The organism is Thioclava sp. IC9 (genome assembly GCF_002213225.1).
Taxonomy (GTDB): domain Bacteria; phylum Pseudomonadota; class Alphaproteobacteria; order Rhodobacterales; family Rhodobacteraceae; genus Thioclava; species Thioclava nitratireducens.
Map to the genome: position 1 here is coordinate 999,536 of NZ_NBNX01000001.1, position 25,274 is coordinate 1,024,809.

Annotated in this window: 26 protein-coding genes; 18 read left to right on the forward strand and 8 right to left on the reverse strand. The window is 64.7% G+C overall.

What is annotated here, in order from left to right:
* The first annotated feature begins 251 nt into the window (after nucleotides 1-251).
* Nucleotides 252-893, forward strand: a complete 642-nt coding sequence (locus B6V76_RS04580; RefSeq protein ID WP_088726913.1) for a hemolysin III family protein — start codon at nucleotides 252-254, stop codon at nucleotides 891-893.
* 7 nt (nucleotides 894-900) lie between these two features.
* Here B6V76_RS04580 and tgt read toward each other — a convergent pair whose 3' ends face one another.
* Together tgt and B6V76_RS04590 are read right to left on the reverse strand one after the other, a co-directional pair.
* A complete protein-coding gene (gene tgt / locus B6V76_RS04585; protein ID WP_075774572.1) occupies nucleotides 901-2,028 on the reverse strand; it encodes a tRNA guanosine(34) transglycosylase Tgt in 1,128 nt (375 codons plus the stop codon).
* Between the two features lie 82 nt (nucleotides 2,029-2,110).
* Nucleotides 2,111-2,575, reverse strand: coding sequence for a sugar-transfer associated ATP-grasp domain-containing protein (locus B6V76_RS04590; protein WP_158275117.1), 465 nt, complete (start codon nucleotides 2,573-2,575; stop codon nucleotides 2,111-2,113).
* A 194-nt stretch (nucleotides 2,576-2,769) separates the two neighbouring features.
* On the opposite strand from B6V76_RS04590, the gene B6V76_RS04595 reads away from it, so the two are divergent.
* Complete coding sequence (locus B6V76_RS04595; RefSeq protein ID WP_088726768.1) at nucleotides 2,770-3,585, forward strand: MBL fold metallo-hydrolase; 816 nt, start codon at nucleotides 2,770-2,772, stop codon at nucleotides 3,583-3,585.
* 3 nt (nucleotides 3,586-3,588) lie between these two features.
* On the opposite strand, the gene B6V76_RS04600 is transcribed toward B6V76_RS04595, so the two are convergent.
* Genes B6V76_RS04600 through B6V76_RS04610 form a run of 3 tightly spaced genes read right to left on the reverse strand, consistent with a single transcriptional unit; the run spans nucleotide 3,589 to nucleotide 6,063 of the window.
* On the reverse strand, nucleotides 3,589-4,128 hold the full coding sequence (locus B6V76_RS04600; RefSeq protein WP_240497798.1) for an N-acetyltransferase: 540 nt from the start codon (nucleotides 4,126-4,128) through the stop codon (nucleotides 3,589-3,591).
* 5 nt (nucleotides 4,129-4,133) lie between these two features.
* The gene (locus B6V76_RS04605; protein WP_075774569.1) at nucleotides 4,134-4,592 is read right to left on the reverse strand and encodes a DNA polymerase III subunit chi; all 459 of its coding nucleotides are present in this window, start codon (nucleotides 4,590-4,592) and stop codon (nucleotides 4,134-4,136) included.
* Between the two features lies 1 nt (nucleotide 4,593).
* Entirely contained in the window at nucleotides 4,594-6,063 is a 1,470-nt protein-coding gene (locus B6V76_RS04610) for a leucyl aminopeptidase (protein ID WP_088726769.1), read from the reverse strand.
* 179 nt (nucleotides 6,064-6,242) lie between these two features.
* On the opposite strand from B6V76_RS04610, the gene lptF reads away from it, so the two are divergent.
* The 6 genes from lptF (at nucleotide 6,243) to rsmA (ending at nucleotide 13,927) form a co-directional block, all read left to right on the forward strand.
* On the forward strand, nucleotides 6,243-7,388 hold the full coding sequence (gene lptF / locus B6V76_RS04615) for an LPS export ABC transporter permease LptF (protein ID WP_088726770.1): 1,146 nt from the start codon (nucleotides 6,243-6,245) through the stop codon (nucleotides 7,386-7,388).
* Nucleotides 7,385-8,503, forward strand: coding sequence for an LPS export ABC transporter permease LptG (gene lptG / locus B6V76_RS04620; RefSeq protein WP_075774566.1), 1,119 nt, complete (start codon nucleotides 7,385-7,387; stop codon nucleotides 8,501-8,503). The genes lptF and lptG overlap by 4 nt, the downstream gene beginning before the upstream one ends.
* Nucleotides 8,503-10,731: an LPS assembly protein LptD gene (gene lptD / locus B6V76_RS04625; protein ID WP_088726771.1), complete on the forward strand. Its 2,229-nt coding sequence runs from the start codon at nucleotides 8,503-8,505 to the stop codon at nucleotides 10,729-10,731. The genes lptG and lptD overlap by 1 nt, the downstream gene beginning before the upstream one ends.
* A 92-nt stretch (nucleotides 10,732-10,823) precedes the next feature.
* Complete coding sequence (locus tag B6V76_RS04630) at nucleotides 10,824-12,053, forward strand: peptidylprolyl isomerase (RefSeq protein ID WP_088726772.1); 1,230 nt, start codon at nucleotides 10,824-10,826, stop codon at nucleotides 12,051-12,053.
* Nucleotides 12,050-13,072: a 4-hydroxythreonine-4-phosphate dehydrogenase PdxA gene (gene pdxA / locus B6V76_RS04635; protein ID WP_088726773.1), complete on the forward strand. Its 1,023-nt coding sequence runs from the start codon at nucleotides 12,050-12,052 to the stop codon at nucleotides 13,070-13,072. Before B6V76_RS04630 ends, pdxA begins: the two co-directional genes overlap by 4 nt.
* Nucleotides 13,073-13,081: 9 nt before the next feature.
* Nucleotides 13,082-13,927 carry a 16S rRNA (adenine(1518)-N(6)/adenine(1519)-N(6))-dimethyltransferase RsmA gene (gene rsmA, locus B6V76_RS04640; RefSeq protein ID WP_088726774.1) on the forward strand — a complete coding sequence of 282 codons (846 nt, stop codon included), beginning with the start codon at nucleotides 13,082-13,084 and terminating at the stop codon, nucleotides 13,925-13,927.
* A 295-nt stretch (nucleotides 13,928-14,222) separates the two neighbouring features.
* Here rsmA and B6V76_RS04645 read toward each other — a convergent pair whose 3' ends face one another.
* The 3 genes from B6V76_RS04645 to prfA all read right to left on the reverse strand — a co-directional run bounded on the left by B6V76_RS04645 (nucleotide 14,223) and on the right by prfA (nucleotide 17,173).
* Complete coding sequence (locus tag B6V76_RS04645; RefSeq protein ID WP_088726775.1) at nucleotides 14,223-14,993, reverse strand: DUF4167 domain-containing protein; 771 nt, start codon at nucleotides 14,991-14,993, stop codon at nucleotides 14,223-14,225.
* Between the two features lie 270 nt (nucleotides 14,994-15,263).
* Nucleotides 15,264-16,121 (reverse strand): peptide chain release factor N(5)-glutamine methyltransferase, encoded by an 858-nt coding sequence (gene prmC / locus B6V76_RS04650; RefSeq protein ID WP_088726776.1) that lies wholly within the window; start codon nucleotides 16,119-16,121, stop codon nucleotides 15,264-15,266.
* Entirely contained in the window at nucleotides 16,118-17,173 is a 1,056-nt protein-coding gene (prfA, locus tag B6V76_RS04655) for a peptide chain release factor 1 (protein ID WP_088726915.1), read from the reverse strand. The genes prmC and prfA overlap by 4 nt, the downstream gene beginning before the upstream one ends.
* A 336-nt stretch (nucleotides 17,174-17,509) precedes the next feature.
* On the opposite strand from prfA, the gene B6V76_RS04660 reads away from it, so the two are divergent.
* The 10 genes from B6V76_RS04660 to B6V76_RS04705 all read left to right on the forward strand — a co-directional run bounded on the left by B6V76_RS04660 (nucleotide 17,510) and on the right by B6V76_RS04705 (nucleotide 25,235).
* Nucleotides 17,510-17,875 (forward strand): DUF59 domain-containing protein, encoded by a 366-nt coding sequence (locus B6V76_RS04660; protein ID WP_078519345.1) that lies wholly within the window; start codon nucleotides 17,510-17,512, stop codon nucleotides 17,873-17,875.
* A gap of 193 nt (nucleotides 17,876-18,068) precedes the next feature.
* Nucleotides 18,069-19,142, forward strand: a complete 1,074-nt coding sequence (locus B6V76_RS04665) for an alkene reductase (RefSeq protein WP_088726777.1) — start codon at nucleotides 18,069-18,071, stop codon at nucleotides 19,140-19,142.
* A gap of 45 nt (nucleotides 19,143-19,187) precedes the next feature.
* On the forward strand, nucleotides 19,188-19,793 hold the full coding sequence (locus B6V76_RS04670) for a hypothetical protein (RefSeq protein ID WP_088726778.1): 606 nt from the start codon (nucleotides 19,188-19,190) through the stop codon (nucleotides 19,791-19,793).
* The gene (locus B6V76_RS04675; protein WP_075774556.1) at nucleotides 19,790-20,524 is read left to right on the forward strand and encodes a DUF3307 domain-containing protein; all 735 of its coding nucleotides are present in this window, start codon (nucleotides 19,790-19,792) and stop codon (nucleotides 20,522-20,524) included. Before B6V76_RS04670 ends, B6V76_RS04675 begins: the two co-directional genes overlap by 4 nt.
* A 24-nt stretch (nucleotides 20,525-20,548) precedes the next feature.
* Nucleotides 20,549-20,920: an iron-sulfur cluster assembly accessory protein gene (locus tag B6V76_RS04680; RefSeq protein WP_088718855.1), complete on the forward strand. Its 372-nt coding sequence runs from the start codon at nucleotides 20,549-20,551 to the stop codon at nucleotides 20,918-20,920.
* Nucleotides 20,921-21,003: 83 nt separating this feature from the next.
* Nucleotides 21,004-21,747 (forward strand): triose-phosphate isomerase, encoded by a 744-nt coding sequence (gene tpiA / locus B6V76_RS04685; protein WP_088726779.1) that lies wholly within the window; start codon nucleotides 21,004-21,006, stop codon nucleotides 21,745-21,747.
* 149 nt (nucleotides 21,748-21,896) lie between these two features.
* Nucleotides 21,897-23,021 (forward strand): peptide chain release factor 2, encoded by a 1,125-nt coding sequence (prfB, locus tag B6V76_RS04690; RefSeq protein ID WP_088726780.1) that lies wholly within the window; start codon nucleotides 21,897-21,899, stop codon nucleotides 23,019-23,021.
* 6 nt (nucleotides 23,022-23,027) lie between these two features.
* Nucleotides 23,028-23,573: an AAA family ATPase gene (locus B6V76_RS04695; RefSeq protein ID WP_075774552.1), complete on the forward strand. Its 546-nt coding sequence runs from the start codon at nucleotides 23,028-23,030 to the stop codon at nucleotides 23,571-23,573.
* A gap of 45 nt (nucleotides 23,574-23,618) precedes the next feature.
* On the forward strand, nucleotides 23,619-24,356 hold the full coding sequence (locus B6V76_RS04700) for an SDR family NAD(P)-dependent oxidoreductase (protein ID WP_240497800.1): 738 nt from the start codon (nucleotides 23,619-23,621) through the stop codon (nucleotides 24,354-24,356).
* 105 nt (nucleotides 24,357-24,461) lie between these two features.
* Nucleotides 24,462-25,235: a DUF2189 domain-containing protein gene (locus B6V76_RS04705; protein WP_088726781.1), complete on the forward strand. Its 774-nt coding sequence runs from the start codon at nucleotides 24,462-24,464 to the stop codon at nucleotides 25,233-25,235.
* The last annotated feature ends 39 nt before the right edge of the window (nucleotides 25,236-25,274 follow it).

Below are 25,274 nucleotides of genomic sequence, written 5' to 3' on the forward strand. Positions count from 1 at the left end.
GGCCGAACCGGTCGCGCCGGGTGCCGTCGGTCTTGACGGTCATCGGCGTCCCCGCCTGTACCGTGCTTCGTTTATCGCCGCGAATTAGTTGAATTCTCGTTAATGCCTTCGGGTTTGCGCATATATCCTCATGGGGGGCACGCCAGCGCGCGGGCGCAGCGCCCCTTCGTGACCCAGCGTTTTTTCCGTCACGGCTTGGGAGATCGCCTCATCGTTGCTATCTTGAAAGGATGACCGAGGGGATCACCACGATGACGCGCCACCAATTGAGCCACAGCTTTCGCGAACATGTCGCCGATGGCGTCGTCCATGTGCTGGGCGTCGTTTTCGCCGTGGCAGGCGTCAGCGCGCTGATCGTCTGGGCCTCGCTCGCAGCACCTGCGGGGCGCGTCTGGCCGCTTGCGGTCTATTCGGTGGGGCTGATCGCCTCTTTCTCGCTCTCGGCCGCCTATAACCTGACGCTGCATGCACCGACGCGTGCGGTGTTGCGGCGCTTCGACCACGCGGCGATTTATCTACTGATTGCAGGCACTTACACGCCGATGGCGCTGATCGGCCTCGGCGGGGTCGCCGGCTGGGCGCTGACCGCGACGGTCTGGGCGCTCGCGACCTTCGGCATCGTGATGAAGCTCGGCTTCTTCCACCGCGCGGAGCGCACGGGGTTCTGGCTCTATCTGGCGATGGGCTGGCTCGGGATGATCGCGATGTGGCCGTTGATCGTGGCCCTGCCCTTGCCCGCGCTGATCCTGCTGGTCGTGGGCGGGCTGACCTATACGGTCGGGGTGATCTTCTACCAGACCGACCGCATCCCCTTCTCGCGCGCGATCTGGCACGGCCATGTGCTGGCCGCCGCCGCGACGCATTACGCCGCGGTGATCGTGATCTCGCACTGAGCGGGGTTCAGAGCGGCTCGATATCGCCCATCGCGCGGGTCTCGTGGAATTCCGAGACGAAGCGCGCCAGCGCCCCCTCGTCGATCGCCGCGCGCAGGCCTGCCATCAGTTCCTGATAGTAATGCAGGTTGTGCCAAGTGAGCAGCATCCCCGAGATCATCTCGCCGGAGCGGAAGACGTGGTGCAGATAGGCGCGCGAATAGTTCGAGCAGGCGGGGCATGTGCAAGCCTCGTCCAAGGGGCGCGGGTCGTCGGCATGGCGGGCGTTCTTGATGTTCACCTGACCGCGGCGGGTCCAGGCCTGACCCGTGCGCCCCGAGCGCGACGGCAGCACGCAATCCATCATGTCGATGCCGCGCTCGACCGCGCCCACGATATCATCGGGTTTGCCGACGCCCATCAGGTAGCGGGGTTTGTCTTGCGGCAGCATGCCGGGCGCATAGTCGAGCACGCCGAACATCGCCTCCTGCCCCTCGCCCACGGCGAGGCCGCCGACCGCGTAGCCCTCGAAGCCGATCTCCTTGAGTTTCTCGGCACTTTCCTCGCGAAGCTCACGCGTCACGCCGCCCTGCTGGATGCCGAACAGCGCATGACCCGGACGGTCACCGAAGGCGTCACGTGAGCGCTGCGCCCACCGCATCGAGAGGCGCATGGATTTGGCCACTTCTTCCTCGGTCGCAGGCAGCGCAGGACACTCGTCGAAGCACATCACGATGTCCGAGCCCAAGAGCTTCTGAATCTCCATCGAGCGTTCGGGCGAGAGCATATGTTTCGAGCCATCGACATGGGAGGCAAAGGTCACGCCTTCCTCGGTCAGCTTGCGCAAGCTCGCGAGGCTCATCACTTGGAACCCGCCGGAGTCGGTCAGGATCGGCTTGTCCCAGTTCATGAACTTATGCAGCCCGCCCAGACGCGCCACGCGCTCTGCACCGGGGCGCAGCATCAGATGGTAGGTATTGCCCAGCAGAATATCCGCGCCGGTCGCGGCCACGCTTTCGGGCATCATCGCCTTCACGGTGGCGGCGGTACCCACGGGCATGAAAGCCGGCGTACGGATCTCGCCGCGCGGCGTCGAAATCGTCCCGGTGCGCGCCGCGCCGTCGGTGGCCTTGAGGGTGAAGCTGAACTTGGTCATCTGGGGCTCTCCTTCGGCCCCGGCTGATAGACCCAAAGCGGCGCAAAGGGAAGGCCGCGCGCGGCAGCAGAGCGAAGAGCGATCAGAAGGGCAGCAGGCTCTTTTTCGGGCGGAACTTCACCCCGCAGCTTTCGAAAAAGGCGCGCACCTCCGGAGTGAGCATGCCGCGACCATTGGAATATTGCGGAAGATCGAACCCGCCGCCTGCGTTGATCTCTACCACAACGGGGCCATCCGCAGTGATGGCGATATCGGTGGATTGATACCGGACGGGGGCGAAGCTGCGCGCGGCCCGCTCGTTGATTTCGAGGAGTTCTTTCCAGAAAGGCAGTTCCATCCCCATCAGGCCAGGCCGGTCGTCGTAAAGCCCGAAGCGCACATATTCGACGAGGTTGATCCGCGTCTCCGACCTCGCAAGTTGGCGATAGTCGCGCAGCACCTGCAACACCGAACGGCCCGACTTCTTGGCCGCGTAAACCAGAAGATTCTGGAAGGAACTGTCGCGCGCGCTCTGATAAGCGGTTTGGTCGAGTGTGGCGAGGGACATGGCGGCTCCAAGTGAAACAATCATCGATCTTTCGTTGAATTTGATCCTATGGAGAAACGCTGCAAAACTTGGGCAAAGCGACGATCTTTTCGCGGTCAGCCCTTTGAAATCGTCGGGGGGCGCACGGCATCTTACGTAGGGGCATAGACCGGAATCAGCTTTTCGCTTTACGCTAAGGCAAAAGGAGGCTTGCCATGTTCCGCGCCCTACTTCTCGCCCTCTTCACCACGCTTGCGCCGGTCGTCGCGGCCGCGCAGAACCAGCGGATCAGCCACTGCATCGCGATCGCCGATGCAGCGCCCGGGATCGAATATCTGCACAAGGCCAGTTGGTCCGACCCGGTGCCGGAGCAATCGGTTCGGCTGCATTACATCGACCATTCGATGGTGCTGTTGCAGACCGAGGGCGGGCTGTCGGTCATTACCGATTTCAACGGCTGGACCGGCGGGGCCCGGTTTGCGCCCGATTACGTCACGATGAACCATGCCCATTCGAGCCATATGACCGATATGATCCCGGACGGGACGGTGGCGCTGAAGGGCTGGTCGGATCAGTTCGGCATCGCTGCCGAGCATCATCTCGATCTGGGCGAGATGCTGATTCGCAATGTGCCCACTGATATCCGCAGTTGGGGCGGGGTCGAGGAGAACGGCAACTCGATCTTCGTTTTCGAGGTGGCGGGGCTGTGTATCGGCCATCTGGGACATCTGCATCACGAGCCCGATCCCGCGCAATATGCGGCGCTCGGGCGGCTCGACGTCGTGATGGCAGCGGTGGACGGGTCCTACACGGTCGATCAGCCGACGATGATCCGCATCCTGAACCGGTTGCGCTCACGCATCGTGATCCCGGTCCATTGGTTCGGCGAGCCGACCCTGCAGAGCTTTCTCGACGGGATGAAGGGTGTCTTCGCGGTGGAGCGGCCCGGCGTGAGCGAGGTGATCGTCTCGCTCAGAACCTTGCCGCGCGAGCCGACCGTGATGGTGCTGGAGCCCGACCGGCTGCGGTAGCGCTCACCAGATCTCAGGTCTCTGGAAGGCTGCCACGCAATGCGGCCCCCCCGCGAAGGTGCCGAGCGGCGTCGGCGTCAGGGATTGGCCGAGCCAGCCCTGCGGGATCGTCAGCGGATAGGGCGCAGCAATGGCGACCTCGGCAATCGGAGCAAATCCCACCCGCCCGTAATAGGCCGGATCGCCATAGGTCAGCACGGCCTCGACACCCACCGATGAAAGCTTCGCGAGGGCACGACGGATCAGCCTCTGCCCGACGCCCTTGCGTTGCTGCGTCGGGGCGACTGCCATCGGCGAAAGCAGAAAGACGCGGCGTGGATCTTCGACATAGCGCAGGCGGGTGAAGCAGACTGCGCCGATGAGGGTCTCTCCGTCGCGCGCGACGAAACAGTACAGATCGCCGGGGTCGGTTCGAGCGAGGATGTCGCGCACGAGCGACCCGATCAGCGTACCTTCGTCGGGGCCTTCAGAGACTGCGAAGCTATCCGCGAAGAGACCGGCGAAGCGCTCCGCATCTCCGGCATATCCTGCGCTGATCTCCACCCGGCTCAACTCTCCGCCTTTTTCTCCCAGCGGCCGCCCTCTTCCGACCAGTAGATCGCTTTCGCGCCCGCGCCGGTGAGTGTCTTCCACTGGCCGCGCGCATGTTGCACCGCCTGCGGGTCGTTGCCGTCGAACAGGATCCAGACGCGTTTATGGGCGTCGGTCTCCTCCGCCGCGACCTCGGCACCGTCCACGGCCATCATCGCCTCGCGCCCGTCGCCTGCGGGCGCGGTGCCCAGCAAGATCGGCTGCAAAGCGTCATGTGGCCCGCCTGCGAGCCCGTGCGGCAGAAAGCTCGCCTCGCTTCCCATCAGCCAGAGTCTCTGGTCGAGCCAGTCGAGGCGCGCGGAATCGGTACCGCGCAACTCCACCTTCCAACCCTGCTCCACCGCCCGGGAGGCGAGGTTCAGCACCACCTCCTCGAGACTGGAGCGGGTCAGATGGTAGAAATTGACCTGCCCCATCTCAGGCTTCGAACTTGTCGCGGATAAGCCGGTCGAGCATGCGCACGCCCCAGCCGGTCGGCCCTTTCGGGGCCAGCGTGGTCTCGTTCGGCGGAAGCGCGACGCCCGCGATGTCGATATGGCACCACGGCACCTCGTCCTTGACGAAGCGCTTCAGGAAAGCGGCCGCGGTGATCGCGCCGCCCCAGCGGTTTCCGACATTGCGCATATCCGCGAGCCGCGATTTCAGCGCCTTGTCATAGGCGGGCTGCAGCGGCATGTGCCACGCGCCCTCGCCCTCGGTCTTCGCCGCTTTAAGAATGTCGGCTACAAACTTGTCATCATTGGCGAAAAGGCCCGCATTCTCGTGACCGAGCGCGACGATCACCGCGCCGGTCAGCGTGGCGAGATTGACCATCGCCTTGGGCTTGAACCGGTCCTGCGCATACCAGAGCACATCGGCCAGAACGAGGCGGCCTTCGGCATCGGTGTTGATGACTTCGATCGTGTCGCCCTTCATCGAGGTCACGATATCGCCGGGGCGTTGCGCGCGCCCGTCAGGCATGTTCTCGACGAGACCCACGAGGCCCACGACATTCGCCTTGGCCTTGCGCAGCGCCAGCGTGCGCATCACGCCCGAGACGACGCCTGCGCCTCCCATATCCATCGTCATCTCTTCCATGCCCGCGCCGGGCTTGAGCGAGATGCCGCCCGCATCGAAGACGACGCCCTTGCCGACGAGCGCGAAGGGCGCCTCACCTTCCTCGCCGCCCTTCCACTGCATGACGACGAGTTTGGAGGGCATTTCCGAGCCCATGCCGACACCCAGAAGCGCGCCCATGCCGAGCTTCTTCATGTCCTCTTCGTCGAGGATTTCGACATCGAGGCCCAGCTCCTGCATCGCGGCGAGGCGTGCGGCGAAATCGTCGGTGGTGAGGATGTTTGCGGGCTCGTTTACCAGATCGCGGGTGAAGAACACCCCCTCGGCGAGTGCTGCATGCGGGGCGGCGGCAGCGGCGACTTCTTCGGGCTTGTCGACCATGATCGTCACCGGGCCGAAACCCTTTTTGCCCTCGCCGGTGTGATAGTCGAAGCGATAGGCGCGCAGCGCTAGCCCCAGCGACAGATCAGCCGCGCGCGGATGGCCTTGCGCCACCACGAGAACCCCGGCTTCGCCGAGCTTGGCCCCGATCGCGGCCCCCGCCTTGCGGGCCTCGTCGGCACTGGATTTCCGGTCGAGCCGCACCAGCTGCACCGCTTCGGCGGCGATCGCGGCGGGCCAGCTCAGATCCATCGCCTCGCCCGCGCCCAAACCCGCGAAGGCTTCCGAATCCACCGCGCGCTTGATCGCGCCCTTCATCGCGCGGTCCAGCTTGCGCCCGGCCTGGCCCAGCTTGCCGTCCCCACCCACGATCAGAGCGATCCGCCCGCTTTGGGTGGCGAAACCCTCCGGATCGGTTTCCTTGAAGGCGATGGCGACGGGTTGGGTCATGTGGGGCTCTCCGCAGATGGGACCGTCGCGCGGATCGGCGGCGCGCGGTCGCGATTGGCATCATTTCGCGCGAGAGCCTAGCCCTGCCTCCGGAAAATGAAAAGCACCCCCGCTGCGCCCTTCCCTCACTTCGCCCGACAGGCTAGAGAAAGGGAAATATTCGGGGGTATTGAAGGGTCGTGACGCGACTGGACAGATATGTTTTGTCCAAATTGATGGCGCTGTTCGGGTTTTTCGCGCTCGTGCTGGTCTCCGTCTATTGGGTCAACCGGGCTGTGATCATGTTCGACAGCCTGATTTCGGATGGCCAGACCGCAACGGTGGTGCTGGAATTCACCGCACTGACCTTGCCTTACGTCATCCGCATCGTGCTGCCGGTCGCGGCCTTCGCCGCCACGATCTACGCGTTCAACCGGCTCGATCAGGACAGCGAACTGGTGGTGATGCGCGCCACCGGAACCTCGAACTGGCGGCTGGCGCGTCCGGTACTGGTCTTCGGGCTGATCGCCTCGGTGATGATGGCGTTGCTGGTGAACTTCCTCGTCCCCGCCGCGAAGGCCCGTCTGGCCGAGCGCCAGCAGGAGGTCGCGCAGAACCTGACCGCGAAATTCCTCACCGAAGGCACGTTCCAGCATCCCGCGCCGGGCATCTCGATCTATATACGGCGCATTTCTGATCTGGGGGAGTTGCAGGATATCTTCGTCTCCGACAGCCGCTCGGCACAGACGAGCACGATTTATACCGCCGACAAGGGGGTGATCGTGAAGACCGAGACGGGGCCGAAACTGATCATGTTCTCGGGTATGGCCCAGACCCTGCGCAAACCCTCCGATCACCTGTCTGTCACCCGCTTTGCCAATTTCACCTACGACATCGGCTCCTTCCTCAAGTCCGGGAAAGCGCGGGCGCTGAAGATCGACGAGATGATGACCCCGCGCCTCGCCGCGATGATGGCGGGGAGCGGACTCGACGCGACTCCGGGCGCCGACAGCGCCAAGGCCGCCCGCGACGCGCTACGACTGGAGCTTGCTCGGCGGATCACGCAACCGCTATTGGCCCCGATCGCGGCGCTGATCGGATTCTCGGCGCTGATGATGGGCACCTTCTCGCGCTTCGGCATGTGGCGGCAGATGACGCTCGCGATCGGCGGGCTGATCGTGATGCAGGTACTTCAGAACGCCGCCGAAACCAGTTCCGGGCGCGACCCCTCGCTCTGGCCGAGCCTGATTGCGCCGACGCTGGGCGGGGTCGTGATGGTGCTGTTCATGCTGTGGTGGTCCGGTCGTCCGCGCCGCATCCGGCCCAAGCGGGAGGCTGCCGCGTGACACTTGCTCTCTATCTTGCGAAACGGTTTCTCCGCAGCTTCCTGATCGTCGCAGCAAGCTTCTGGAGCATCCTGTTTCTGATCGACGTGGTCGAGGAAATCCGCCGCTTCTCCGATCAGGGGCTGAGCCTTTTGCAGGTCTCGTTGCTCTCCGCGCTAAACATCCCGGAGACGCTTTACACGATCCTGCCGCTGATCGTGATGCTGTCCTCGGTGGCGCTGTTCATCTCTCTCGCGCGCAGTTCGGAACTGGTCGTGATCCGGGCCGCGGGCCGGTCTGCACTGCGTATGCTGGCCGCACCGATCGCGGCGGCGCTGGTGCTCGGGCTGCTGACGCTGCTGGTGGGCAACCCGCTCGTCTCGGCCACGTCGAAGCGCTATGAGACCCTCCTGGATCACTACACCTCCAATGGGGGCTCGACCGTGTCGATCGGGCGCGAAGGCGTCTGGATGCGACAAAGCGCTGGGCTTTCCTCGGACGGCAAAACGCTCGCGCAGGCGGTGATTCATGCCGATCGCGCGAATGGCGATGCAACGACGCTGCATGGAGTGACCTTCCTGATTTTCGACCCTCAACGCGGCCCGGTGCGCCGGATCGACGCGAAAACCGCGACGCTGGTGCCGGGCGCGTGGCAGTTGCAGGACGTGAAAGACTGGCCGTTGGGCGACTCCACCAACCCCGAGCGCGACGCTACGATCGAAGACAGCCTCTCGCTGCCCTCCGACCTGACGGTGGCGAGCATCCGCGACAGTTTCGGCAAGCCCTCCGCAGTGCCGATCTGGCAATTGCCGGGCTTCATCGCCTCGCTGGAGGCCGCAGGCTTCTCCGCGCGCCGCCATATCGTGTGGCTGCAGATGGAGCTCGCGCTGCCGGTGCTCTTCGTTGCGATGGTCCTGATTGCGGCGAGCTTCACGATGGACCATGTGCGCTTCGGCGGCATCGGCGCGAAGGTTCTTTTCGCCTTGGCCGCCGGTCTGGGCTTGTTCTTCCTGCGCAATATCGCGCAAGTTCTGGGCGATAACGGACAGATTCCCGTTCTACTCGCGGCCTGGGCGCCGCCGGTGATCGGGTTGATGCTGCCGCTGGCGCGGCTTCTGCACCGGGAGGATGGGTGATGCGGCGGCAATTCGGCGCTTTGGCAGGACGGGCAAGCGCTCTGGCGCTGATCGTCGCGCTTGGCGTGGCAGGGCCGCAGCCCGGGCGCGCGCAAGACCAAACAGCGACCGATACGGCCCCCGCAACGCAGGGTGCGGCGATCCCCTCCTCGGACGAATTGGCGACGCTGCTGGCCGATCGGGTCGCGATCCGCAACCAGAACGAGTTGGTCGCGGAAGGGAATGTCGAGGTCTTCTACAAGTCGAACCGACTGTCTGCAAAACGCGTGGTCTATGACCAGAAGGCCGACAAGCTTTACCTCGAAGGTCCGATCCGGCTGGTTCAGCCCGGCCAGTCGCAGGCGGTGATCCTCGCCTCGCAGGCAGAACTGTCCTCCGACCTGCAAAACGGCATCCTGCTGAGCGCGCGCATGGTGATGGCGCGCGAATTGCAGCTCGCCGCCGCCCGGATCGAGCGGCGCGAGGGCGCGATCACCATCATGGACAAGGTCGTGGCGTCGTCTTGCGAGGTATGCCGGACCAATCCGACGCCGCTTTGGGAAATCCGTGCGAGCCGCGTCGTGCATAACGCGACGACGCGCCAGATCGTATTCGAGGACGCCCAGTTCCGCGCGGCGGGCGTGCCGATCGCCTACCTGCCTCGGCTGCGGCTGCCCGCGCCAGGCGTGAAGCGGATGACGGGCTTCCTCGCTCCGCGTTTCCGCACCACGAGCGGTCTCGGCCCGGGGCTTCTGGTACCCTATTTCATCGCGCTCGGACCCAGCCGAGATCTGACGGTGACGCCCTATTTCGCCACTTCGCGCACCGAGACGCTGAACCTGCGCTATCGGCAGGCCTTCAACTGGGGCAAGATGGAATGGTCCGGCGCGCTGAGCAATGACGACATTCGCAGCGGCACGCGCGGCTATCTCTTCGGCGATCTCGAGGCGCAGCTTCCGCGCGAGTTTCGCCTGACCGCGCAGCTTCGGCTGGTCAGCGACGACAGCTACCTGCTCAATTACGGGCTCAGCGACGATGACCGCCTGTGGTCGGGCGTCACGCTCGAACGGGTACGCAGCGACGAATTGATATGGGCCCGCGTCGGCAATGTCCACTCGCTGCGCGCGGGTGAGAGCAACGCCACCGAGCCAATGCTGAGCGGCACCGGAGAATGGCTCCGCACCTTCCGCCCCGCCGGGATCGGCGGACAGGCCAGCGTGCGGTTTTCCACCCTCGCCACGCGGCGCGCTTCGAATGCGACGGTCGATCTGAACGGCGACGGTCGCCCCGACGGGCGCGACATGGTGCGTGGCTCGCTCACCGCCGATTGGCGGCGCAACTGGCTGTTCGGGCCGGGCATGCTTGGGTCGATCGAGACCCAATTCGCGGGCGACATCATCGAGACCAACCAGGACCCCGCCTTCAGCGAAACGATCCTGCGTGGCCAGCCAACCGTCGCCGCGGAGATCCGCTGGCCCTGGGTCAAGACGAGCGGTCGCGCGGCCTATGTGATCGAGCCGGTTGCGCAGGTCGTCTGGGCGCCGGATCACCTGAAGGACGCTCCCAACGAGGACAGCCAGCTGCCTGAATTCGACGGCGGCAACCTGTTCTCGCTGACCCGATTTCCGGGCGAGGATGCCCGCGAGACGGGTTTGCGCGCCAATGTCGGGCTCGGCTGGACGCGTTATGACAGCTCCGGCTGGTCGCTTGGCGTCGCGGCGGGCCGTGTGTTCCGCCAGCGCGACCTGAACCAGTTCTCGCAGGGCACCGGGCTGTCGGGCACGAAATCCGACTGGCTTCTCGCGACCCATCTCGCAACCGCGAACGGGCTGACGCTGTCGAACCGCGCGCTGTTCGACGATAACTTCTCCGTGTCGCGCGACGAGGTGCGGCTATCGCGGGTCGGAACTGACTTCGACATCTCGGCGGGCTATCTCTGGCTCGAGAAGAACCCCGCCGAAGGACGCGACGACAACATGTCCGAGCTGATGCTGGACACGGCGTGGCGCTGGGGCGCCGGCTGGTCGGGCACGATGAGCACACGTTACGATTTCACCGCCGAGCGCGCTGCGCGCGCCAAGCTCGGCCTGCGCTACCAGACCGAATGCATCGCGGTTGATCTTTCCCTCTCGCGCCGCTTCACGTCATCCACTAGTGTAGCCCCTGAGACCGATTTCGGCCTATCCGTCCAACTCGTCGGCTTCGGCGCGAGCGACGGTGCGCCCGCGCGGCGAATGTGCGGAAGTTGAGGCCGGGGATCGCAAAGCGGCCCAGCGGGCCCAGAGGATCAACGAGGCCCCAAGGGCCAGGACTGAACGAGACGAAACGGACAGGCACGCTCATGACGATGATGACCCGACTGCTCACCCTTCTGGCGCTGATGCTCGCCCTGCCCTTCGCCGCAGGAACGGCGCAGGCGCAATCGGGCGGTAGCTTCGCGCCCGTCGTCACCGTCAACGGCATGGGCGTGACCGACTACGAAATCAACCAGCGGCAGCGCTTCATGCAGCTGCTGAACGCCGGCGCGAACACGCGCGAGGACGCCGAGAAGGCGCTGATCGAGGACCGTCTGCGGATCTGGGCCGGCAAGCGCATCGGCATCAAGCTCGACGAAGCCGCGATCCAGAAGGGCATGGATGAATTCGCTGGCCGCGCGAACATGACCGGCGACGAATTCGTGCAGGCACTGCAGAAGGAAGGCGTCGATCCGAACACGTTCCGCAACTTCACCGAAGCCGGCCTTGTCTGGCGCCAGGTGATCCGCGCACGCTTCGGGCCGCAGGTGAACATCACGAAATCCGACGTCGACCGCGCGATGATGCCCGAGAGCCAGACCGGCAAGGGCGTGAAGGTGCTGATATCGGAGGCGATCATCCCCGCACCGCAGGGCCGCGCCCGGGCCGCGATGGGGCAAGCGCGTCAGCTGTCGGCCGCGCAGGGCGAAGGCGCTTTCGCCGCGCTCGCGCGTCAATATTCGGCCGCGCCGTCGCGTGCACGCGGTGGGCGTCTGGACTGGATGCCGATCGACAAGCTGCCGCCGCAACTGCGCGGCGTGGTGCTCAAGCTCAAGCCCGGCACCGCGACCCAGCCGATCGAGCTGCAGGGCGCGGTCGCGGTCTTCATGCTGCGCGCGATCGGCGACGGCGATGCGCCGTCGGGCCCGCAGACGCTCAGCTACATGACCTTCGCGATCGGCCCGACCGGCTCGCAGCAATCGGCCAAGATCCAGAGCCAGGTGGCCGCGGCGCGCGAATGCAACCAGCTCTACACGATCGGCAAGGGCTTCCCGCCGAGCGCGCTCACCAAGCATGAGGACGTGGCGCAGGCGCAGGTTCCGACCAATATCGGTCTCGCGCTGGCGCATCTCGATGTGGGCGAGACCGAAGTGATCCCGCAAGGCGCCAACGACGTGCTCGTGATGCTCTGCGATCGCAAGGTTGCGCCCCAAGGTGACCAATCGGCTCCCGACCGCGATCAGGTCCGCGCGGATCTGGAGAACAAGGCGCTGGAATCCTACGCCAATGGCTACATGGCCGATCTGGAAGCCGAAGCGGTCATCGTGCGCAAATGAGCGCCCAGCCGACCGATCGCACCGCGGCCCGTGCGCCCGACCGCCCCGTGATCCTCAGCTGCGGCGACCCCTCGGGGATTGGCCCCGAGATCGCCGCCCGCGCCTGGGAACATTGCGGCGCGAAACTGCCCTTCGTCTGGATCGGTGACCCCGCGCATCTGCCGCGCGGCACAAAGATCCGTGAGATCGACCGACCCGCCGACGCGCTGCGCCACGCCAGCGCCGGGCTGCCGGTGCTGCCCCATGAATTTCCCGCCGCCGCCCTTCCGGGCGAGCCCGATCCCGCAAATGCGAAAGCCGTGATCGACGTGATCGCGCGCGGCGTCGATCTGGTGATGCGCGGCGAAGGAGCTGCGCTCACCACCGCGCCGATCAACAAGAAAGCGCTGAGAGACGGGGCAAAGTTCACCTTCCCCGGCCATACCGAATATCTGGCCCATCTCGCGGGCGTCGAGCGGGTGGTGATGATGCTCGCCTCGTCGCGTGTCGACCCGCCGCTGCGCGTAGTGCCCGCCACGATCCATGTCGCGCTCTCCGAAGTACCGAAACTTCTGACCCCGCAGCTTCTGCGCGAGACGGTGCGGATCACCTATGAAGGGTTGCGGCGCGATTTCGGCTTCTCGGCCCCACGGATCGCGGTCGCGGGGCTGAACCCGCATGCAGGCGAAGGCGGGGCGATCGGCATCGAGGAAGGCGACTGGATCGCCGACACGCTCGACGGTCTGCGCGAAGAGGGCTACGCGGTTGCGGGCCCGATGCCCGCCGACACGATGTTCCACGCGCGCGCCCGGCAGAATTACGACGCGGCGATCTGCGCCTATCACGATCAGGCGCTGATCCCGATCAAGACGCTCGATTTCGACGGCGGGGTGAATATCACGCTCGGCCTGCCCTTCGTGCGCACCTCACCCGATCATGGCACCGCCTATGACATCGCGGGTCAGGGCCGCGCCAACCCCGCCTCGTTGATCGCGGCGCTGGAGATGGCGGCCCGGATGGGAGCGGCCCGGCATGACTGAGGCTGCGTGATGGCCACGATCGACGGGCTGCCCCCGCTGCGCGAGGTTCTGCAGACGCATGACCTGGTGGCAAAGAAGAGCCTCGGGCAGAACTTCCTGCTGGACCTGAACCTGACCGCGAAGATCGCGCGCTCGGCGGGCGATCTGACGGGTGCCGACGTGCTGGAGGTCGGTCCCGGCCCCGGCGGCCTCACGCGCGGACTGCTGGCCGAGGGCGCGCGCAAGGTGCTCGCGATCGAGAAGGACACACGCTGTCTGCCCGCCTTGGCCGAGATCGCCGAGGCCTATCCGGGCCGTCTCGAAGTGATCAATGGCGATGCGCTGCAGGTCGATCCGCTCGCGCATCTCACGCCCCCGATCAAGATCGCCGCGAACCTGCCCTATAACGTGGGCACCGAGTTGCTGGTGCGCTGGCTGACGCCGAAAGACTGGCCGCCCTTCTGGGAAAGCCTGACGCTGATGTTCCAGCGCGAGGTGGCTGAGCGGATCGTGGCGAAGCCGGGCTCTAAGCATTACAGCCGCCTCGCGATCCTCGCGCAATGGCGCGCCGAGGCGAAGATCGTAATGAGCCTGCCGCCCGAGGCATTCACGCCCGCACCCAAGGTGCATTCGGCGGTGGTGCATCTGCGCGCCCTGCCCGAGCCACGCTATCCGGCCGATGCGGCAACGCTCAGCCGGGTCGTGGCTGCGGGCTTCAACCAGCGCCGCAAGATGCTGCGGGCTTCGCTCAAGGGTGTCGCCCCTGATATCGAGGCGAAGCTGGAGCAGGCTGGGATCGCGCCCACCGAACGCGCCGAACGGGTCACGCTGGAGCAGTTCTGCCGCCTCGCGCGCATCGTCGCGGGACAGGAATGAACTGCGCCGCGCGCGAGGACGACTTGCCTCGCGGTGCCGAGATCGTCTTCGCTTCCCTCATTTCCGGGATTGGCCAGTTGCCCACGTCGATGCTGACCGGTCACACCGCTGAACTGCCGCGATAGAGAGAGCTGCGCGGTTCGCGCGTGTCGGCTTGCACGTGGCACATCTGATGGATGGCAGCTGCGGCCGGGTGTATCCGCACGCTAACCAGACGGGCGAAGCGTCCGCCCCGCTCCCAAGATGCAAAAAGGCCCGCCAACTTGGCGGGCCTCGCGCTATCTCTTGGGAGGCTTTACTCGCCTGAAGCCTTCGGCAGCTCGGCACTCGCCTCGGCTTTTTCGGCCTTTTCGGCTTTCGGAGCGCGCGGCTTGCGCGGGGCGCGCGGACGCTTGGGCTTCTCGGCCTTTTCAGCTTTCTCGGCCTTCTCCGGCTTTTCGGAGGGCTCTTCCGCCTTCGGCGCGTCGTCGCCGCGGCTACGGCTTTCGGGCGTATCGACGAGGGTGGAATCGTCATCGGAGTCCAGCTGCGGCATCGGCGGCATCATCTCGGAGCTTTCGCTCCGCTTACGCCCGGACGACTTGCCCTCAGGGCGCTCGTCGCGGCGCTCGGACGCATTGTCCTGAGCCTCCCCTTTCGAGCCGGTCTCGTTTTGACCGTCATTCTGCTGACCGTCGTTCTGACCGCTGTTCTGGCCGCCGCTTTGCCCGTGGCCGCCGTGGCTCTGACCACCATTATTCTGGCCACCATTGTTCTGGTTGCCGTTATTCTGGTTGTTCTGCTGGCGCTGCTGGTTGCGGGCTTCCTGCTCGCGGGCCTGTTCTTTCTGCGCCTCGCCCAGCATTCGCGTGTAATGCTCTGCGTGCTGCAGGAAGTTCTGTTCGGCCACGCGGTCGTTGCCGAGCTGCGCGTCGCGCGCGAGCTGCAGATATTTGTCGATGATCTGTTGCGGCGTACCGCGCACCTTGCCTTCGGGGCCGGAGCTGTCGAAGACGCGGTTGACGATATTGCCCATCGACCGTTGACGGTTCGACTTGTTACGCGAACGGGATTTCGAAGATCTCATGGCTTTCGTTTTCTTGGCCCGTTGTCACGGGCTTTTCGGAAATGGCCGCTAATGCAGGGCCTGCGGGCTGAACTGTCACGCTGGGCATACCTGCCCGGTTTCGTTCCAAACACCCGCGCTGTGAAGCTGAGCCGTGCGGGGGATCAATATCCGGCCTGCACAGGCTTGACTAAACATGCGAGGGGCGACCTTTCAAGTCAGAAAATCGGTCAAATCCGCGATTTCGATGGATTCGCGGGGTTTTCCCCAAGTTTTTGCGCGATTTCGTGCTCAGGACGTGCCGCAATCCGCCGGATCACCGGGTTTATGCGCCAAAATGACGCGGTCGCGGCCGTCGAGATCACGGCGGGTCTCGATGTTCTCAAGGCCCTGCGCTGCGAAGAGATCGCTCACCGCCTGCGCCTGCGTCGGACCGATCTCGACGGCGAGGCGTCCGCCCGCCATCAGCCGCGCCCCTGCGCCGCGGGCAATGGCGCGATAGGCGTCGAGCCCGTCCCCGCCCGGCGTCAGCGCCGAGAGCGGCTCCCAGTCACGCACGTCCTGAGAGAGCCCCGCCATCTCGTCTTCCGCAATATAAGGAGGATTCGAGACGATGAGGTCATAACGCCCCGGCACATTGGCAAACCAGTCTGAAATCAGGAACTTGGCGCGTTTGGCCACACCGAGCGCCTCGGCATTGGATTTCGCGACCTCCAGCGCGGCCTCCGACAGATCGGTCCCCGTCCCCGCCGCGAAGGGCATGGATTTCAGCAGCGAAATCAGGATGCAGCCGGTGCCCGTGCCAAGGTCGAGCGCGTGGACGAAGGGTCGCTCCAGCGCCACCTCGACCAGCAATTCCGTCTCCGGGCGTGGGTCGAGCGTGTCGCGGGTGACGCGGAATTCGTGCCCCCAGAAGAGGCGCTTGCCCGTGATCTGGGCGACGGGCTGGCGTGCCTCGCGGGCAGTCAGCGCAGCCTCGAACCGGTCGGCCGCTTCGTCTGGCAGCGGGTCTTGCAAGGCGAGCGTCAGCCGGTCGGGTGCGATCTGCAGCGCATGGGCCAGCAGCCTGCGCGCGTCGGTCTGCGCGCCCTCGATCCCGGCCTCGCGCAGACGCCGCGTCGCGGCGACCAACGCATCCTGCGCCCTCACGCCTCCATCTCCGCCAGTTTCGCCGCCTGATCGTCGGCGATCAGCGCGTCGACCACCTCGTCGATCTCGCCTTCCATAACCTTATCAAGGGAATAGAGCGTGACGTTGATGCGGTGATCGGTCAGCCGCCCTTGCGGGAAATTATAGGTGCGGATGCGCTCCGAGCGGTCGCCGGAACCCACCTGGGATTTCCGCGTCTCGGCACGTTCCGAAGCCGCGCGGTCGCGTTCGGCCTCGAACAGCCGCGCGCGCAGAACGGCCATCGCATTGGCGCGGTTCTGGTGCTGGGATTTCTCAGACGAGGTCACGACGATCCCGGTCGGGATATGGGTGATGCGCACCGCGGAATCCGTCGTGTTGACGTGCTGGCCGCCTGCCCCGGAGGCCCGCATCGTGTCGATCCGGATATCATTGGCGGGGATATCGATATCGACCGCCTCGACCTCGGGCAGAACGGCCACGGTCGCGGCAGACGTGTGGATGCGTCCGCCGGCCTCGGTTTCCGGCACGCGCTGCACGCGGTGAACGCCGGATTCGTATTTCAGCCGGGCGAAGACGCCCTCACCTTCGATGCGCGCCACCGCTTCCTTGACGCCGCCCAGCTCGGTCTCGGTCAACTCCATCATCTCGAAACGCCAGCCATGTTTCTCGGCGTATTTCTGATACATACGCAACAGGTTACCCGCGAACAGCGCCGCTTCCTCGCCGCCCGTGCCGGGGCGGATCTCCAGGATCGCGGGGCGCGCGTCGGCGGCATCCTTGGGCAGAAGCGCCACGCGCAAGGCCTGCTCCATCTCGGGGATACGGGCTTTGAGACGCGGCAATTCCTCTTCGGCCAGATCGCGCATTTCCGGATCGGCCATCCAGCCTTCCGCCTCGGCCAGATCGGCGCGGGCCTGACGCCATGCCTCGATCTGGGTGACGACCGGCTTCAATTCGGAATATTCGCGGCTGATCTCGGCGATCTTGGCGGGTTCCGCGCCAGCGTTGAGCAGCGCCTCGAGGTACTCGAAGCGCGCGAGGATCTGGTCGAGTTTCTCTTCGGGCAACATGGGATCGGTTTGGCGCGAAGCGTGCGGGGCGTCAAGCGGCGAGCGTTGTGAAGAGAGCGCCGCTTCCTCCCGTTGGTCCGGGGCGACCAGCCCCGGGCCGCGCCCAACCTTCCCCGGATTCAGCGCCCGGCCCCACACAAAGCCACGCGCCTACCCGAGGCTCGGACGCGTCCCTTACAAACAACGTTCCGTCATTGCCGCTTCGCAGCGCTGCGACATCACATATCAGCAGACTGCCCACAGCTCCCTTTACGGCTCGGGTCCTATCACCTAGATAAACAGTCGAGTAATTCGATAGGCGCCCTGCCGGCGCCCCTGCCGATGGAAGAAGCCGCCATGACCGCCACGCCCGAAGAGCCGCTTGAAGGCACGCCGCTGATCAAGCCCTCGACGACCGACCATCCGCTCTACGAAAATGTCGTGGAAGCGTGCCGCACCGTCTATGACCCGGAAATTCCGGTGAACATCTATGATCTCGGCCTCGTCTACACGATCGAGATCAGCCCTGAGAATGACGCGAAGGTGATCATGACGCTCACCGCTCCGGGCTGCCCCGTCGCGGGCGAGATGCCGGGTTGGGTTCACGATGCCGTGGCCTGCGTCGGTGGTCTGCGCGATGTCGATGTCGAGATGACCTTCGACCCGCAATGGGGCATGGACATGATGTCCGACGAGGCGCGGCTGGAACTAGGCTTCATGTGAGGCTTGGAGGGGCTCTGCCCCGCACCCTGCGGGTGCTTCCGGGATATTTCCGACCAAGAGGAAGGGAGCCGCGCGGCTCCCTTTTTGTTTCCTTGCATTTGCGCACACAACCTTCGCACTGCGATGGACTTGCCGCCCGCCCGCGCAGCCCCATGTCATCTGGCCGAACGTCAAACCCGATGAGAGGACTGACATGGCTGATACGCTATTCTCCCCCACGAAGCTCGGCGCGATCGAGATCGCCAACCGCTTCGTGATGGCGCCACTGACCCGCAACCGTGCCCCCGATCTGCACCCGACCGATATGACGGTCGAGTATTATCGCCAGCGTGCAGCCGCCGGGCTGATCGTCACCGAAGGCACGCAGATTTCGCCGATGGGTCAGGGCTACGCCTGGACGCCAGGCATCTACAGCGAGGAGCAGGTCGCGGGCTGGAAGAAAGTCACCGACGCGGTGCATGAGGCTGGCGGCAAGATCGTCGCGCAAATCTGGCATGTCGGCCGGATCTCGGTGCCGCAGCTGCTGAACGGGCGTGACCCGGTCGGGCCGTCTGCGATCTCGGCCGAGGCCAAGACCTTCGACGGCGAAGGCTTCGTGGCGACTACCACACCGCATGCGCTGACGGTCGAGGAAATCGCAGCGACGGTCGAAGATTACCGCAAAGCCGCGCGCAATGCGCAGGCCGCGGGCTTCGATGGCGTCGAGATTCACGCCGCGAATGGCTATCTGATCGATCAGTTCCTGCGCGACACCTCGAACAAACGAGAAGACGAGTACGGCGGCTCGATCGAGAACCGCACCCGCTTCCTGCGCGAAGTGGTCGATGCGGTCACCGAGGTGCTGGGCGCCGAGCGTGTGGGCATCCGTCTCTCGCCGTGGTCGAACGCGAATAACGTGGGCATCGACAGCAACACGGCCGAGCTGTTCGGCGCGGTGGTCGATTTCCTCAACACCAAGCCTATGGCCTATGTCCACTTCGTGGAAGGTCAGACCGGCGGTCCGCGCGAGTGGCCCGAGGACGGGATAGAGACGCTGCGCGCGAAGTCGAAAGCGCCCTATATTGCGAATAACGGCTACGACAAGGCGATGGCCGAAGCGGCGCTAAAAGAGGGTGCGGCGGCGGTGGCCTTCGGCAAGCTCTTCATCGCGAATCCGGACCTGCCCAAGCGTTTCGCGAAGGACGCTCCGCTGAACGAGCCGAACTCGGAAACGTTCTACGGCGGCGGTGCTCAGGGCTACACGGATTATCCGTTCCTCGACGAGTGACGCGAGCGCTAGAAAACGACCATGGAAGGGCTTAATAGCCCTTCCATGAAGGATCTTATTGTTTTCACCGGCGATATCGTCGGCTCAAGCCGACTAACGGCGTCGGAGCTGAGCGCGGCGCTCAATGCGATCGAGGGGGCGGCGGCAGTACTGCGGCCCGCACTGGGCGAAACGGCTTTCGCCCGCAATCGCGGGGATGGCTGGCAGATCGCGATCACCGAGCCGCGTCTTCAGGCCCGGCTTGCGCTGCTGATCCGGTCCAAGTTGCGCGCTCTGGGCGAGGCGTTCTCGACCCGGATCGCGATGGCCGAGGGCGACGGCACGCTGCCTGCCGATGGCAACCTGAACGGGGCATCGGGGGCGGTCTTCACCGCCTCGGGCCAACTTCTCGACAGTCTCGAGGGTCCGCGCATCGCCCATGCGGCGCGCGGACCGCTTGGCGCGGCTCTGCGACTTTTCGATCATCTCTCGGAGGGCTGGACCCCGCCGCAGGCACGCGCGATCATGCCGATGCTGCGCCCTGATCCTCCAACCCAGACCGCCGCCGCCAGTGAAATCGGGATTACCCGACAATCGCTTGCACAAGCCTTGGCAAGTGCGGCCTATCCCGCCATCGTGGAAGCGCTGAGATTAATCGAGAACACCAGATGATCGAAACTTTCACCGCTTTGCTTTTTACACATACATTGACCGATTTCGCATTCCAAAGCGACCGGATGGCTCACCGCAAGGCCAAGCGAGAAATAACAGCATTCGCATCGCATCTTGCGATCCTTCTCGGTCTCAGCGCAGTTGCGCTCTTACAATTTTCGACCGGCTTTCTGATCGCACTCGCGCTCGTCTTCGCGAGTCATCTCTTGATCGACTTCGCGAAGAGCTTTGCCCCGCCGACCTTGAAATCATTCGTTTTCGACCAAGCTGCGCATCTGATCGCATATGCCTTTATTGCAGCTTGGTTTTCTGACCTCTGGGCTCAAGCGCTATGGTCAGACCATAAGTGGATTCCAGGAGTATACGCCTTGATCGCTGGCTCATTTATTACCGTGCGAGCCGGTGGCTTTGCTATCGAAAGGCTATTGACGAACTCAGGTTTTGGCCAAGAAAGCGCAAGCGCCCCAGCGGGTGGAGAGCTGATCGGCCTCCTTGAGCGAAGCTTAATATTCATTTTGATACTGGCAAACCAACCTAGCGCGATTGGATTTCTAATAGTCGCGAAGGTTTGGCGCTTCGATGCTCTTTCGAAGAGCGACACGCAGCTTAAATCCGAATATGTGATCATCGGCACGCTGGCCTCCTTCGGCTGGGCGCTCGCCGCCTCTTACGCCACGCTCGCGCTTTTGGGACATTTGCCGCCCCTTGGAATCCTGCCCGTGCCCGACTAAATTACTCGGTGAAGGAGAGCCCCCATGTTCAACGTTCCCGGACAAGACCCCGTAACCCTGACCGACGCCGCCGTCGCGCAGATCGCCAAGCTGATGTCGCGCGAAGACGCGGCTGGCTTCCGCATCGGCGTGAAGAAAGGGGGCTGCGCGGGCATGGAATACACGATGGAGGTCGCGGCCGAGGCCGGACCGATGGATATCGTCGTGGAAAAGGGCCCCGCCCGGGTTCTGATCGCACCGATGGCGCAGATGTTCATGCTGGGCACCGAGATCGACTACGAGACCGGTCTTCTCGAAAGCGGCTTCAAGTTCCGCAATCCGAACGTCGTCGATGAATGCGGCTGCGGCGAGTCGATCAAATTCGCCGATATGGAAGCCTCCCAGACCAACGGCTGAGCCCCGCTCCCGCGCCAATTTGCCCTTTGCGAGTGCGATCCCCCTGCCCTAATGTCGGCCCGAATGACATAAGGGAGACAGGCATGCGCAAGAAGCTGGCCGCCGGCAATTGGAAGATGAACGGGCTCAAGAGCAACCTGAGCGAGGTGAAATCCCTTGTCGAGGCGCACCCCTCGCCCGCCTGTGACGTGCTCCTGTGCCCGCCCGCGACTCTGATCGGCGCGATGACCGAAGCGGCGGGTGGCAAGCTCGCGGTCGGCGGGCAGGATTGCCACATGAACGAGAGCGGCGCACATACGGGCGACATCTCGGCACAGATGATCGCGGATGCGGGTGGCTCTCACGTCATCGTCGGCCATTCCGAACGCCGTGCCGATCATCATGAAAGCGATCTGATCGTGCGCGCCAAGGCCGAGGCTGCGATCGCCGCAGGCCTGATCGCGGTGATCTGCGTGGGCGAGACGGAAGCGCAGCGCGACGGCGAACAGACGCTCGACGTGATCGGCGAACAGCTCGCCGGCTCCGTTCCCGACGGTGCGACGGCCGCCAATTGCGTAATCGCCTACGAGCCCGTCTGGGCGATCGGCACGGGTCGCACGCCGACGCTGGATCAGATCGCGGAGGTCCATGACTTCATGCGCAACACGCTGATCGCGCGCTTCGCCGACGCAGGCAACGGCATGCGGCTCCTCTATGGCGGCTCGGTCAAACCCGGCAATGCCGAGGAGATCTTCGCGACCTCCAACGTCGACGGCGCGTTGGTGGGCGGGGCCTCGCTCAAAGCCAGCGATTTCGGCGCGATCATCGCTGCGCTGGAGGCAAGCTGAGCCGCATCCCGCTCGGCATCCGGGGGCCTCGAACACAAGGGCCGCGCGGCTTTCCAACGCCGCGCGGCCCACGCAATTTCCCCCGCCCCGCCTTGCGGGCGCCGCGCCGATCTCGTATCACGCGGACCAAGCTTTCAAGAGGATGACAGATGCGCGCCGAGACGCAGAATACCGTCGAACAGATCCGCAAGTCCCTGACCTTGCTCGGCCAGCGGATGGACCTCGAGACCGCGCCGCACCGGATCGAGGAATTCAACGCGATGATCGAAGACCCCACCCTGTGGGACGATCAGGCGCGCGCGCAGAAACTGATGCGCCACCGGCAGCAACTGATGGACAAGTTCGAAACCTATAACCGGATCAAGCAGGATCTGGAGGACAATGTCGAACTGATCGAACTTGGCGAGATGGAAGACGACGAGGAAGTCGTCTCCGAGGCAGAAGCGTCGCTCGCCGCGCTGAAGGAAACCGCCGCGTCGAAAGAGCTGGAAGCCCTTCTCGACGGCGAGGCCGACGGCAACGACACCTTCCTCGAGATCAATGCGGGCGCAGGTGGCACGGAGGCCTGCGACTGGGCCTCGATGCTGCAGCGGATGTATGTCCGCTGGGCCGAAAAGCGCGGCTACGAGGTCGAACTGCAATCCGAAGAACCGGGTGCCGAGGCCGGGATCAAGTCCTGCGCCTACAAGATTTCCGGTCCCAATGCCTATGGCTGGCTGAAATCGGAATCGGGTGTGCACCGCCTCGTGCGGATTTCGCCCTTCGGCAAGGGCACGCGCGAGACCTCTTTCGCCTCGGTCTGGGTCTACCCGGTCGTTGACGACAATATCGAGATCGAGGTGAACCCCGCCGATATCCGCATCGACACGTTCCGCTCCTCGGGGGCTGGCGGTCAGCACGTCAACACGACCGACTCGGCGGTGCGGATCACCCACCACCCGACCGGCATCGTTGTCACCTCGTCCGAGAAATCGCAGCACCAGAACCGCGACATCGCGATGAAAGCGCTGAAATCGCGGCTCTATCAGATGGAGCTGGAAAAGCGCACCGCGGCGATCAACGAAGCCCACGAGAACAAGGGCTCGGCCGGCTGGGGCAACCAGATCCGCTCCTACGTGCTGCAGCCCTACCAGATGGTGAAAGACCTGCGCACCCAATACGAGACTTCGGACACGCAGGGCGTGCTCGACGGCGATCTCGACGGGTTCATGGCAGCGACGCTGGCGCTCGGCCTCGAAGGCAAATCCCGCGCCGACGCGCAGGCGGATAGCTGATCGCGAATGACGGCGCGGGTTCACATCACCGGCGCCGCAGGATCGGGCACATCATCTTTGGGGGAACGCCTGGCTGACCGCTTGGGCGTCACCCATCTCGATACCGACGAATTCTATTGGGCCGAGAGCGACCCGCCCTACACCGTCAAACGCCGCCCCGCAGAGCGGCTCGCCTTGATGGAGGCGGCGAAAAAGCCCGAAGGCTGGGTGATCTCCGGCTCGCTCGACGGTTGGGGGGAACCCGCGATCGCGGGCGCCGACCTTATCGTTTTTCTCACCGCTCCGACGCCGATCCGCCTCGCGCGTCTGCGCAAGCGCGAGGCGATGCGCTTCGGCGCGCGTATCCGCAAGGGCGGCGACATGGAGGGCAATCACGGCTCCTTCCTGACCTGGGCTGCGGGCTATGACGATCCGTATTTCTCGGGTCGCTCGCTAAGCCGCCATCACGAATGGCTGGCGGGCCGGTCTGAACCGATACTGGACCTCTCGGGCACACGGCCGCTGGATGAACTGCTGGCGGAGTGCCTCGAGGCCCTCGGAATGAAACCCTGATCCGGTTTGGCGCGTATCCTCACCACTAGCGAAAGGATGACCGCCGTGGAGTTCAAGGACAAACGCATCTGGATCATGGGCGCGAGCTCGGGCATCGGGCAGGCGCTGGCGCGCGAACTGGCCGCCCGCGGGGCGCGGCTGGTGCTGTCTGCGCGCTCGGTCGAGCCGCTGGACGCATTGAAGGCAGAACTGGGTCAGGGCGAGGTGGTGCCCTGCGACGTCGCCGATCCCGAAAGCCTCGACGATGCGCGCGGCGAAATCCTGAGCCACGGGCCGCTGGATGCGATGATCATCACCGCCGCGCTTTACGATCCGGGCCGCGTGGAGCAGATCGAACGGGAGGCTGCGCGCAAGCTGGTGGAGGTGAACCTGCTCGGCACGCTATGGTTCGCGCAGGCCGCTCCCGGCTTGCTACGCGAAGGTGGGCAGTTGGTGATCTTCGGCTCCGTCGCGGGCATCTTCGGCCTACCGAAAGGGCAGCTCTACTCCGCCTCGAAAGCCGGCGTGATCAACCTAGTGGAAAGCCTGCGGGTCGAATATGCGCCCAAGATCGACGTGCGGCTGATCTCTCCCGGCTTCGTGAAGACTCGCCTGACCGAGAAGAACGACTTCGCCATGCCCTTCATGATCGAAGCCGACGAGGCCGCCCGCCGCATCGCCGACGGGCTGGCCAAGGACCGGTTCGAAACCCACTTCCCCCGCCGCCTGACATGGCAGCTCAAGCTGTTGAAACGCCTGCCCTATGCGCTCTCCCTGCGGCTGACGAAACGGATGGGCGGCTGAGCCTCGCGGCGACGCAGCGAGCAATTCTCTGGACAGATCACGCCCGCGTGACGCAACGTGAAGTTGCGGGCCTTTGGGAGAGGCCCTCAGTCAGGGAGAAAAGCAATGCAAACGATCGTGTCGCCGCCCTCCGAGGTGCCGCCTATCCGCGACCTTCAGGCCTCGGACATACCAGACATCCTGAAGGCGGGATGGAACGATTTCAAACGCGCCCCGGCCTTCGGTCTGATGTTCTCGGGCTTTTACGTGCTCGGGGGCATCGTGCTCTGGATGGTGTTCGCAGCGCAGGGCGAGGAATGGTGGCTGATCCCCTTCGCGCTCGGCTTTCCGCTGCTCGCCCCCTTCGCGGCGATCGGGCTTTATACCGTCTCGCGCAAGCTGGAGGCGCAGGAGCCTCTGATCTGGCGCGAGGTGATCGCCAGCTGCGTCTCGGAGAAGGATCGCCAGACGCCGTCCATGGCGATGCTGATCCTGATGATGTTCATGTTCTGGGTCTTCGTCGCCCATACCACCTTCGCGCTGTTCATGGGGCTGTCGGCCTTCACCAACATCTCCAGCTCGCCTGATATCCTTCTGACCGGGAACGGGCTGATGATGCTGAGCATCGGCACCCTGATCGGGGCGGGTTTCGCAGCGATGCTGTTCTCCTTCACCGTGGTCGGCCTGCCGCTGATCATGGATCGCGAGATCGACATCATCACCGCCATCCTCACCTCGATGCGGGCAGTCGCGGCCAACCCGGTCTCGATGGCGATCTGGGCGCTGGTGATCGCGGCGAGCCTGTTCGTTGGGATGCTGCCGATGTTCCTTGGCCTCTTCATCGTGCTGCCGGTTCTGGGTCATGCCAGCTGGCACATGTATCGCCGCCTCACTTCCTGAGGTCCGGGCGCCGTTTTCCGAGGGGCGCGAGATTTCGCG